Raw genomic sequence first — 11,624 nt, forward strand, 5'->3', positions numbered from 1 at the left:
AACGCTCAATTGGCATCTCGCACTACCCGCAAGGGGGGCGAAGCCGCTACAATGACCCCCAGAATTCGGAAAAGTGGCCGTACGACCAATGGGTTGCACGGTCTTTTCCATTGGCACTGCCCTGTGATGGTAGCTGCCCGCCATATTGCCGGGGCGTGAACGCCCTGGAATATGTGCCAACTCGCATGGCCGCCGACAGTCGTCGAGCGGTGCCCAGAACAGCAGCAAAACGGAAGCCTCCCCACCATGAGCTGGCTTGACAAGATTGTGCCGTCAATGAGCCGTATCCAACGCAAGGATCGGCGTACCTCCATTCCTGACGGCCTGTGGCGTAAATGCCCCAAGTGCGAAGCAGTCCTGTACCTTCCGGAGCTGACCAAGCACGACAACGTCTGCCCGAAGTGTGACCACCACCTGCGTCTCACTGCGCGTGCGCGTCTGTCCTGGTTCCTCGACAGCGAAGGCCGCGAGGAAATCGCGGCGGATCTCGAGCCGGTCGATCGCCTCAAGTTCCGCGACTCCAAGAAGTACAAGGATCGCCTGAGCGCTGCCCAGAAGCAGACTTCCGAGAAGGATGCGCTGGTCGCCATGCGCGGTGCTCTCGCCGGTCAGCCGGTCGTGGCCGTGGCCTTCGAGTTCAGCTTCATGGGTGGCTCCATGGGTGCCATCGTCGGCGAGAAGTTCGTGCGTGCAGCAGAGCTTGCGCTGGCCGAGAACATCCCGCTGGTCTGCTTCGCCGCCTCCGGTGGTGCTCGTATGCAGGAAGCCTTGTTCTCCCTGATGCAGATGGCCAAGACCTCCGCGGCGCTTGAAAAGCTCAAGCAGGCTGGCGTGCCGTACATCAGCGTGCTGACCGATCCGGTCTTCGGTGGCGTGTCTGCGTCGCTGGCGATGCTGGGCGACCTGAATGTCGCCGAGCCGAACGCCCTGATCGGCTTTGCCGGTCCGCGTGTCATCGAGCAGACCGTGCGCGAGAAGCTGCCGGAAGGCTTCCAGCGCTCCGAGTTCCTGCTCGAGCATGGCGCCGTCGACATGATCATCCACCGCCGCGAGATGCGTGAGCGCCTGTCCAGCATCCTGCTCAAGCTGCAGGGCATGCCGGTCAACGCCGCCAACCTGCCGGTCGCGGATGCGGTCGTCGAAGAAGAATCCGTCGAGGCGGATGCGACTGTCGAAGCACCGGCCGAGCCGCGCTCCGCCGTGGACAGCGTGCTCGACGAGACCTTCACCAGCGAGAAGCCGCAAGGCGAACGTCGCGATGGCTGAGCAGGGCTCCGCCCCGGCAAGCTGCAGCACCGATGAGGTGCTGCAGTCTTCCTCATTCCCTCCGCTGGATGCCGCTTCGTGGCAGCTTTCCCCCCTGCATGATGCCGTGCCGCGTGGCCTCTCGCTGGATGAGTGGCTGACGCGTCTCGAGCATCAGCACCCCGTCAGTATCGATATGGGCCTTGCCCGAGTGCTGTGCGTGGCCAGGCGTCTCGGTCTGGTCGGGGCGGGTGCGCGTCGGCTCGGTGGCCGCATCATTACCGTGGCCGGCACCAACGGCAAGGGCTCGACGGTTGCCATGCTCGAGGCGCTGGGGCGTGCCCACGGGCTGAGCACCGCCACCTATACCTCTCCGCACCTGCTGCATTACAACGAGCGTCTGAGCTTCAATGGTCAAGACGTCAGTGATGCGGCATTGGTCACGGCCTTCGAGCAGGTCGATTCCGCGCGCCACTCCGGGCTGTCGGCCAGTGGTGAGCCGCTGGATGACGAGGGCGTGATCAGCCTGACCTACTTCGAGGCCGGCACGCTGGCCGGGCTATGGCTGATCGCTCAGCAGCAGCCGCAGCTCGCGATTCTGGAAGTTGGCCTGGGCGGGCGTCTGGATGCCGTCAACATCATCGACTGTGATGTCGCGATGATCATCACGGTCGCACAGGATCATGCCGCGTTTCTTGGCACCGACCTCGAGAACATCGGCTTCGAGAAGGCCGGGATTCTGCGCGCCGGCAAGCCGGCCGTATTCGGCTCGGATGTGCTGCCGTCCAGTTGTGCGGCGCATGCTCGCACGCTGGGTGTCACGCCGCAGGTGCTGTGGCAGGACTTTCGCTGGCAGGCCGCGGCTGAATTTGTGAATGGCAGTGTGAATAGCAGTGTGGATGGCAGCACGGACCATTCGGCTACCTCGCAATGGCAATGGCAGCGCCTGTCAGCGCCGGCACTGACGTTCGATGCGCTGCCAGACCCGGGCTTGCCGCGGGACAATGCGGCCAGTGCGCTGAATGCGCTGGTCGAGGCCGGTATCGAGCTCAACGCCGAATGCGTGCAGCAGGCCATGGCGAGCGTCAAGCTCAAGGGGCGCATGCAGTGGCTGAGTCGTCACGGGCGTGACTGGTGTCTGGATGTCGGCCATAACCCGCATGCCGCGAGTTATCTGGCCAGTCGTCTTGCCGCTCATGACCTGCGTTGCGCGCGGGATCCTGCCACCCGGCCGCGGCGGGCGTTGCTCGCCATGCTGGGCGACAAGGATGCCGCTGGCGTGATTCAGGCGCTGGCACCGGTGGTGGACGGCTTCGTCGTCGCCACCCTGGAGGGCGAGCGTAGCCGCCAGGCCAGTGAGCTTGCCGCCGTGGTCCGCCACTGTGGTGGTGAGGTACTGGCGGAGTGCGAGACGGTCACCGCTGCAGCCGAATGGTTGGCACGCGAGACGAGCGCTGGAGAAGTGTTGGTCTGTGGTTCCTTCTTCACGGTCGGTGAAGCATTGATGTGGCTCGACGCCCAGGCCTGATGCAGGCCGGCGGTGGGTCCGGGATTTCGGGTGCAAGGGAGATGTCACAATGAAATATGGCAAACGCGAGCGAATCAGCGGTGCGGTCATCCTGCTGGCGTTGGGGGTGATCTTCATCCCGATGCTCTTCGATGAGCCGCCGGCCCGTGATGAGCGCCCGAGTCCGGTGATGACGCTTGGCAAACCGGTGGATATCGATCGCTCCAACGTCGATGAGCCGCAGCCGCCCAGTGAGCTGAAGATCGGCACGGATGTGCCGATCACCTTCGTCGACAGCAACGGCAAGGTGCGTGACAGTGACCCGGGTGCCGGCAGTGACAGCGGTTCCGAGTCCCAGGGCCGTGTCGCCGAGGCCGAGCAATTGTCGCCGACCCGCTCTGTGGCCAGCAGCGAGCCGCAGTCAAAGCCAAAGCCGGAGCTGGAACCGGAACCGGAACCCGCTGCCAAGCCGGAGCCCAAGCCTGCTCCCAAGGCTGAACCCAAGCCCGCGCCCAAGCCTGAACCGAAGCCTGCGGTAGCCTCGAATGCGCCGTCGTCTTCCGCCGGTGGCTGGGCCGTGCAGGTCGGCAGCTTCGGTGACCCGGCCAATGCCGAGCGTCTCCAGAAGGAGCTGCAGGGCAAGGGTTTCGCGGCATACCGTATCCCGCGTGGCAGCAAGTTGACCGTTGTCTTCGTCGGCCCGTACAAGTCCTCCGAGATCGGTGAGTCCGCACGCTCGCGCCTGCAGCAGCAGGTCAATATCAAGGGCCTGCTGGTACGACGCAAGGAGGGTGAGTGAACGAGCTGGTCTGGATCGATTGGCTATGTCTGGGCCTGATCGGTATCTCGGTACTGCTGGGGCTGATGCGGGGCCTGCTCAGCGAGGCCCTGGGCCTGGCGGGCTGGCTGGTGGCACTGGTCGCGGCACGCCAGTTCGGCGCCGAGGTGGGTGGCCTGCTCGAAGAGATGATCGTCTCGCCGGGCATCCGCACCGCGGTCGGCTTCGTGCTGGTGGTGATCGCGAGCGTGCTGATCTGGGGGCTGATGTTGCGCCTGCTGGAACGCTTGATTCATGCGGTCGGCATGGGCGGCTTCAATCGTCTGCTCGGCGGTGTGTTCGGCGCCTTGCGCGCGGCGGTCATACTGGTGCTGATCACCGCCGTGGTGGGGCTGACGCCCCTGCGTGACAGCGCCGACTGGCAGGCCGCCCAGTTGCGGCCGACGCTTGAGCAGCTGCGCGACTGGTCGTTGGCTCGCTATCGTGAATGGGATACGGGCGGTGACTGGGGTCAGAGCGTGTCGCTGCCGGACTCCACCAGCGGCACCCGGCTCAAGCAGCAGGCCAGCGGTCTGATCGACAGCGCCCAGCGAGAAGGGCGTGCGTTGAGCGACAGCCTCAGCCAGCAGGCGCTGCAGTCGTTCACGCGCCAGGATTCCGCCCAGGACCAGCCCTCGCTGGAGGCGTTGCTCAGGGGCAACACCGCTGGCGAGGCCACAAGCCGCAATGCGGGTGGTGAGCAGTGACAGGCAGGATTTTCAGCGCCGGGCATCGTGGCCCGGCGTTGTCGTTTTCGGCATTCGGCACGCGTTGCTGAAGCCTCATGCGGGGCAGTCGAAGGGGTTGACCCATCGGTCAGGTGTTGCCTGCATGGGGGGCAGGCCTGACAATTGCGCCGTGTGAGCACTCATATTGCCATATGGACGGGCGCCGGCAGTCGCCAGCGTGCGCTTCCCTATCCAAGTGTGTATTAGTGAGGTAATGACGGGATGTGCGGGATTGTAGGTTTGATGGCCAACGCCTCGGTCAACCAGGCGCTGTATGACGCGCTGACCGTATTGCAGCACCGCGGGCAGGACGCCGCGGGCATGATGACCTGGCACGAAGGTCGTTTCCTGCTGCGCAAGAGCAATGGTCTGGTGCGTGATGTCTTCCGCACTCGTCACATGCAGCGTCTCAAGGGCAACATGGGGATCGGCCATGTTCGCTACCCGACCGCCGGTTCCTCCAGCGAGGCGGAATCACAGCCGTTCTATGTCAACTCGCCTTACGGCATCACGCTGGCGCACAACGGCAACCTGACCAACTCCGACCAGCTCAAGCAGGAGTTGTTCTCCTCTGATCTGCGTCACATCAACACCAGCTCCGATTCCGAGGTGCTGCTCAACGTCTTCGCTCACGAGCTGGGCAAGCAGGGCATGCGTCTGGGCGCCGGTGATGTGTTCGATGCCGTGCGTCGTGTGCATCGTCGCTGCAAGGGCGGCTACGCGGCCGTCTCGATCATCAACGGCACTGGCCTGGTCGCTTTCCGCGACCCGCACGGCATCCGTCCGGCGTGTTTCGGCAAGCGTGACTCCGCCGAAGGCGTCGAGTACATGATCGCCTCCGAATCCGTGGCGCTCGACGTCGCCGGCTTCGAGTTGATCCGTGATCTGGCCCCGGGCGAAGCGGTATTCATCGACATGGAGCGTGAGCTGCACACCCTGCAGTGCGCGGATGATCCGGTCCTCAAGCCGTGCATCTTCGAACACGTCTACCTGGCGCGTCCGGATTCCCTGCTCGACGGTGCCTATGTCTACGGCACCCGCATGCGCATGGGCGAGAAGCTGGCCGACAAGATCGTGCGGGAATGGCCGGAGCAGGACATCGATGTCGTGATTCCGATCCCCGATACCTCGCGTACCTCCGCCCTCGAGCTGGCCCAGCATCTGGGAGTGACTTACCGCGAAGGCTTCATGAAGAACCGCTATATCGGCCGTACCTTCATCATGCCGGGTCAGACACTGCGCAAGAAGTCCGTGCGTCAGAAGCTCAACGCCATCGATATCGAGTTTGCCGGCAAGAACGTGCTGCTGGTGGATGATTCCATCGTGCGCGGCACCACCTGCAACGAGATCATCCAGATGGCGCGCGAAGCGGGCGCCAAGAACGTCTACTTCGCGTCGGCAGCACCGGCGGTTCGCTATCCCAACGTCTACGGCATCGACATGCCGGCGGCGGAAGAGCTGATCGCCCATGACCGTACCGAGAAGGAAATCGCGGACCTGATTGGCGCTGACCGTCTGTTCTATCAGGACCTCGACGACCTGAAGGACGCCTGTCGTGAAGTCAATCCGGCGCTGGATGAGTTCGATTGCTCCGTGTTCGACGGTGTCTACGTGACCGGCGATATCGACGAAGCCTATCTGAACGACCTGCGTGCCTCGCGCAACGATGGCGCCAAGAGCGCTGGCGAGACCCACGCGGTGGTGGATCTGCACAACGATTCGGAAGATCTCGACTGATCCGGCTGCCTGCCATCCTCGGCAGGCAATCACGCGATGAGCGAACCGCAACGGGCTCCGGAGAAATCCGGGGCCCGTTGCGCGTTCAAAACCGGTAACATTGGCGCATCGCTTTTCCTTCTTCTTGCTGTCGACGCGACCCGAAATGCTGAAGACGCGACATGTCACAGCGGCGCGTGATGCTGGATCGTGATTCACAGGGCAGTAGATTCCATCAGTAGAGGTACTGGACACCATGCACGACGACAATCTTTCCCGCGCCGGTCTTTCCCGCGATGAGCTGGGCCTCGAGACGCTCGCCATCCGTGCCGGTCACCTGCGCGGTGCCGAGCAGGAACACGGCGAGCCCATCTACACCACCTCAAGCTTCGTCTATGGCAGCGCCGCTGAGGCCGCAGCCAAGTTCGGGGGAGATGAAGCCGGCAACATCTACTCGCGCTTCACCAATCCGACGGTGCGCTTCTTCGAGGAGCGCCTGGCGGCGATGGAAGGCGGTGAGCGTTGCGTGGCGACCAGTTCCGGCATGGCCGCGATCATGTCCACCGTGCTGGCGTTGCTGGAATCCGGCGATGAAATCGTCGCATCGCGTTCCATCTTCGGTTCGAGTGTCAGCCTGTTCACCAAGTACTTCGGCAAGCTGGGCATCACCACGCGCTTCGTCGAACTGAAGGATCTGGACGCCTGGCGCGACGCGATCACGCCGGCCACCAAGCTGCTGTTCGCCGAGACGCCGTCCAATCCGCTGTCCGAGCTTGGCGATATCAAGGCATTGGCGGCGCTGGCCCATGAGAACGACGCCTGGCTCGCCATCGACAACTGCTTCTGTACGCCGGCTCTGCAGCGTCCGCTGACGCTGGGCGCCGATATCGTCATCCACTCCGCCACCAAGTATCTCGATGGTCAGGGCCGGACGCTGGGCGGCGCCGTGGTGGGAAGCTCCTCGTTGATGGAAGAGGTCTATGGCGTGGTGCGTACCTGCGGGCCGTGCCTGAGCCCCTTCAACGCCTGGGTCTTCCTCAAGGGCCTCGAGACGCTGAACATTCGCATGGAAGCCCACTGTGCACGCGCGCTGACGCTGGCACATTGGCTGGAAGCGCATCCGGCCATCGAACGGGTGCATTACTCCGGACTTGAGAGCCATCCGCAGCATGAACTGGCCAAGGCCCAGCAGAAGGCCTTCGGTGCGGTGCTGGGGGTGGTGGTCAAGGGCGGCCGTGAGGCGGCCTGGTCGGTAGTCGATGCGACGCGCATCCTGTCGATCACCGGCAACCTGGGCGACGTGAAGACCACCATCACGCACCCGGCCACCACGACTCATGGTCGCCTCAGCGATGACCAGAAAGCGGCCGCCGGCATCGAAGAGGGCCTGCTGCGTATTGCCGTCGGCCTGGAAGACCTCGACGACATCAAGCGTGATCTGGCGCGCGGACTTGATCGCCTCGCGAGCTGAGTCCCGTAACGCCTGCCTTTGCACACCAACGCCCGGTTCTGCCGAGCGTTGGTGTCTCTGGACAATTTCGCTGGTGTTGCCCGCAAGGGTTGGCGTCCGTTCGGGCACTGGTTAAGCTCTTGCTCAAAGAACCTGCCAGCTCGATGGTCAGGTGGAGACTGTCATCAGGAGCACCTCATGTGGCGTAATTCTCGACGGGGCTGGGGCTGGCCTGTCATCGTGATGCATTGGCTGTCGGCGCTGGCCATCGTCGGGCTCTTCGCGCTGGGCTGGTGGATGACGTCGCTTGGCTATTACGATGCCTGGTACCAGCTCGGTCCGTGGTGGCATCGCTCGGTCGGGGTGATATTGCTGGTGCTGACGCTGGTGCGGCTCGCCTGGCGCTGGAGCCAGACGACCCCACAGGCGCACGGCACGCGCAATGAGCAGCGCGCGGCGCTGGTCGGGCATGTGCTGCTCTACGTGCTGATGCTGGTGGTGATGATCTCGGGTTACCTCATTTCCACCGCTGACGGGCGAGGCATCAAGGTATTCGATCTCTTCGAGGTGCCGGCAGTGATCTCGGGGCTGAAGGATCAGGCATCGCTGGCAGGTGAGGTGCATTGGTATGCTGCCTGTGCGCTGATCATCCTGTCGCTGGGGCATGCGGCGGCGGCATTCAAGCATCACCTGCTGGATGGGCAGGACACGTTGCGGCGCATGATTCGGCCGCTGCGCTGACGAAAAGGAAGGCGTTGGGTACGCTCGAACGCCAGATGTGACGAAACCTCTCAAGGAGCACCAACATGAACAAGACATCCTTCCTCGGCAAGTCACTGGTGGCAGGTCTCATGGCGGCGTCGTTGCCGCTGATGACGGGGCAGGCACAGGCCTCCGATTACACGATCGATACCGATGGCCAGCATGCCTTCATCCAGTTCAAGATCAGCCATCTGGGCTATTCCTACGTGCTGGGGCAGTTCAAGGAGTTCAGTGGTGATTTCTCCTATGACCAGGGCAAGCCGGAAGATGCAAAGGTGTCGGTAGAAGTCGATGTCGATAGCCTGGACAGCGCCCACGCCGAACGCGACAAGCACATCAAATCGGCCGACTTCCTGGATGTCTCCCAATATCCGACAGCGACCTTCACCTCGACCGGCTTCGAGTCCACCGGCGATGGTTCCGGCAAGCTGAAGGGCGACCTGACGCTGCACGGCCAGACGCAGCCCGTGACCCTGGATGTGGATCATATCGGCGGTGGTGAAGACCCGTGGGGCGGCTACCGTCAGGGCTTTGAAGGCACCACCACGCTGAAGCTCGCCGACTACGGCATCGATACCTCCAAGCTTGGCCCGAATGCGGCCACCGTCGATCTGTATCTGGTCATCGAAGGTATCCGCCAGTAAGGACGGCAAGTGCAGGACACTGGTGCTGACGTCAGCGCCGACAGTGTGCACTGACGCCGTGGGCTGAGCGCAAGCGCTCTGCAATCCCACCCCATGCCTCTCGACACAAACGCCCCTGCCAATCGGCAGGGGCGTTTGTGTTTGTGCAAGGCGCTCGCGTCACATGGAGCGTCGTTCAGGCGTCAGCCGCGCAATGCCAGATAGCCGCCTGCCCCGATCATCAGACCGCCGGCGCTGCGATTGAGGCGTTTGACTGCCTTCGCCGAGCGCAGATAGCGGCGGACACGCCCGGCGAGATAGCCCACCGGCACCACGCCCAGCAGCAATGCGCTCAGGTTGAGTCCGGCGGCGATCACGATATCGCTGCCGGTCAGCTGGGTGATATCCATGAAGGTGGGCAGGAAGGCGATATAGAACAGGATGACCTTGGGGTTGGATGCCGAGATGAGAAAGCCCTGTAGAAACCCTTTCCACCAGTTGCCACGTAGCCTGGGGACTTCAGCTTCCTCCAGTGTCGGTGAGCTCGTCCATAACTTGTAGCCGAGATAGAGCAGGTAGGCGGCGCCCAGGATACGGATGACCACGAAGACCTCGCCCCAATGCGTGGCCAGTGCCGACAGGCCGAACACCGCCGCCAGCATGTAGCAGACATCACTGAGACTCATGCCCACGGCCATCGGCACGCAGGCATTGCCACCCTGGCTCATGCCGCGCGCCAGCAGCGCCAGGATGCCAGGCCCGGGGGTGATGCCAAACAGGAAGATGGCAATGAAGAAGGTCAGCCCGCTTTCAAAGGTCATGAGAGGTCCCTGATGCATAGAGGGGAGGACAGCGCCGCCAAAGCGACGATGCAATCAAGCGCGTCTCGACGACAGGCGAGAGCGCCAAGCGCAAGACACCAGAGTAATGCAAAGCGCGGCGGTGCGGGAGAGCAGAAAAAGAGGAGGGGATGAAGGAGGAGAAAGCGAGAACAAGGAAAGACTGAAGAGATCAGAATGAAGAAGAGAGAAGAGAGAAGAGAGAGAAGAAGGAAGAATCGTGTAACAGGGCAGATGCATGATTCAAGGCAAGCGCGAAGCGGGCGCTCTGTGGCATATAAAAGCGCCAGCCGGTGGCCCGGCTGGCGCTGGGTGCTGCACATGCACGTTTTCGTCGGCGCGCATCTTGTGACAGTGCGTCACCTGATGGCAGGTTCTCCTTCTTCTTTCCTGTGTCTGACGCCATGAGGCTCGGGCGCTCAGGTACTCAGGCACTTGGGTACTTAGATACTCAGGTGCTCAGGCGCTTGGGCGCTCAGGGATTCAGGCGCTCAGAACAGGGTTTCACGTATCGGGGGCATCGGCATCGTGGCTTCTGCGCGGCGGGGCTTCAGATGAGACGACGCCGCAAGTTGCGATGCGTCTCGCTGCGATGGCTCGCGAGCAATCCGTTGCTCACTCGCAGTCGTTGAGGACGGCGTCCGGGAAATGACGACGCAGCATGCGGTTCTGGAACTCGTCGATGAACGAGCAGTTGATGATGATGATGAAGCGCTCGAAGTGCTCGCCGGCGTTCTCCTGGGTGATGGAGCTGACACTGTGGAACAGCTGGTCATCGTGGATGTGCAGGACCTCGCCCGGCGCCAGCTCCGTGGTGGTCAGCAGCTCCTTGCCTGCCTTGTCCTGATAGAGGGTGTTGATGGCACCGCTGACATTCTCGCGGTTGAGCACCAGGATGCTCAGGTACTTGCAGCCATCGGCGTGGATGCCCTGACCCTGGAGAGGGTCGATGGTGCCATCACCACGCACGCCGGTGATCTGCATCAGGATCGGTTCACGCGGGCCGATACCCCACATATCGGCCCAGGCCTTCACGAAGGCGCGCACATCCTCGCGCTCGGTGAAGCTCTCTTCCAGCGGTGCGTAATAGCGCAGACGGTCAGCCATGCTGGCGGCATCATTGAACTTGCCGCCCTGCGCCATCGGACATTCGCCCAGCGTCTCGACTTCATGCTGGTCGTTCAGGTGCAGCCAGGACATGCGCTTCCAGCGGGTGTTGACGTAGGGGTCGCGCGGCAGGTCCTTCAGGAAGCACTGCCAGGCCTCGAGGTCGATCTGGGAGGTGATGGACGCCTTGCTCCAATGCTGGCGTGCCAGCTCCTCGTGGACTGCCTCCGGCCAGTACTGCGAGGCAAGCGGCAGGCGCAAGGGGGTGGTGTCCGTCTTGGGGGTCGGGTAGTGCTCCACCAGGCCGCCCTGTTCCAGGGTGATCTTGCGGGAAGAGTCGGCCAGTTGACGTACGCCACGATTTGCGATGTTCATATGAAATTCCTCGACGTTTTGTGCGCTTGGGCGCAAATGGAAGGTGTTGCGTTGGCAACGTCGAGGAGAATGGGAAGGTGCGCACGAGATAGTCAAACCCGTACCATGGCGGTAACACGCTAATCTCGCGCAAGTATCATCAATATGGGTACATGGCCGATATCGAGGTATGAGTAATCTAATCGACTGGTATTATGTAAGTCATTGGCGCTATTCTTCGCCCTTTGCAGACGAGCAGCGCAACGCAGGTTCAGGCCGTCTGGCACTGAATGAAGCGTTGAGGATAGTGATCGAGAGGCGCTGCAAGACGCTGGGTTTACGCGCAGCAGACCCTTAGACTTTTCTCATGACGACAAGAACTCGTTCTGCGTGTGAGAGAACTCGTTCGAAGTGACATTCCGTCACGAGTTGATCTGCCCCGCCGAAGTCCGGCGAACAGGCGAAGGACGGCAGCG

Annotated in this window: 10 protein-coding genes; 8 read left to right on the plus strand and 2 right to left on the minus strand. The window is 62.6% G+C overall.

The window, feature by feature from the left end:
* The first annotated feature begins 246 nt into the window (after window positions 1-246).
* From accD to QD280_RS00885, 8 genes are all read left to right on the plus strand, one after another.
* Window positions 247-1,266, plus strand: a complete 1,020-nt coding sequence (gene accD / locus QD280_RS00850; RefSeq protein ID WP_213113867.1) for an acetyl-CoA carboxylase, carboxyltransferase subunit beta — start codon at window positions 247-249, stop codon at window positions 1,264-1,266.
* On the plus strand, window positions 1,259-2,773 hold the full coding sequence (locus QD280_RS00855) for a bifunctional folylpolyglutamate synthase/dihydrofolate synthase (protein ID WP_279838014.1): 1,515 nt from the start codon (window positions 1,259-1,261) through the stop codon (window positions 2,771-2,773). The genes accD and QD280_RS00855 overlap by 8 nt, the downstream gene beginning before the upstream one ends.
* Before the next feature lie 49 nt (window positions 2,774-2,822).
* On the plus strand, window positions 2,823-3,551 hold the full coding sequence (locus QD280_RS00860; RefSeq protein ID WP_279838015.1) for an SPOR domain-containing protein: 729 nt from the start codon (window positions 2,823-2,825) through the stop codon (window positions 3,549-3,551).
* Window positions 3,548-4,276, plus strand: coding sequence for a CvpA family protein (locus QD280_RS00865; protein ID WP_279838016.1), 729 nt, complete (start codon window positions 3,548-3,550; stop codon window positions 4,274-4,276). The genes QD280_RS00860 and QD280_RS00865 overlap by 4 nt, the downstream gene beginning before the upstream one ends.
* Before the next feature lie 243 nt (window positions 4,277-4,519).
* Window positions 4,520-6,034, plus strand: coding sequence for an amidophosphoribosyltransferase (purF, locus tag QD280_RS00870; RefSeq protein ID WP_043336916.1), 1,515 nt, complete (start codon window positions 4,520-4,522; stop codon window positions 6,032-6,034).
* A 235-nt stretch (window positions 6,035-6,269) separates the two neighbouring features.
* Window positions 6,270-7,484, plus strand: coding sequence for an O-succinylhomoserine sulfhydrylase (locus QD280_RS00875; RefSeq protein ID WP_043336917.1), 1,215 nt, complete (start codon window positions 6,270-6,272; stop codon window positions 7,482-7,484).
* Between the two features lie 177 nt (window positions 7,485-7,661).
* Window positions 7,662-8,204: a cytochrome b gene (locus QD280_RS00880; RefSeq protein ID WP_279838017.1), complete on the plus strand. Its 543-nt coding sequence runs from the start codon at window positions 7,662-7,664 to the stop codon at window positions 8,202-8,204.
* Window positions 8,205-8,269: 65 nt separating this feature from the next.
* Window positions 8,270-8,869 (plus strand): YceI family protein, encoded by a 600-nt coding sequence (locus QD280_RS00885; protein WP_279838018.1) that lies wholly within the window; start codon window positions 8,270-8,272, stop codon window positions 8,867-8,869.
* Window positions 8,870-9,051: 182 nt separating this feature from the next.
* Here QD280_RS00885 and QD280_RS00890 read toward each other — a convergent pair whose 3' ends face one another.
* Complete coding sequence (locus QD280_RS00890; protein ID WP_192838490.1) at window positions 9,052-9,669, minus strand: LysE family translocator; 618 nt, start codon at window positions 9,667-9,669, stop codon at window positions 9,052-9,054.
* 633 nt (window positions 9,670-10,302) lie between these two features.
* A complete protein-coding gene (locus QD280_RS00895) occupies window positions 10,303-11,169 on the minus strand; it encodes a 2OG-Fe dioxygenase family protein (protein WP_279838019.1) in 867 nt (288 codons plus the stop codon).
* Window positions 11,170-11,624 lie beyond the last annotated feature (455 nt).

Origin of the sequence: Cobetia sp. 1AS1 (assembly GCF_029846435.1) — a bacterium.
GTDB lineage: Bacteria > Pseudomonadota > Gammaproteobacteria > Pseudomonadales > Halomonadaceae > Cobetia > Cobetia amphilecti.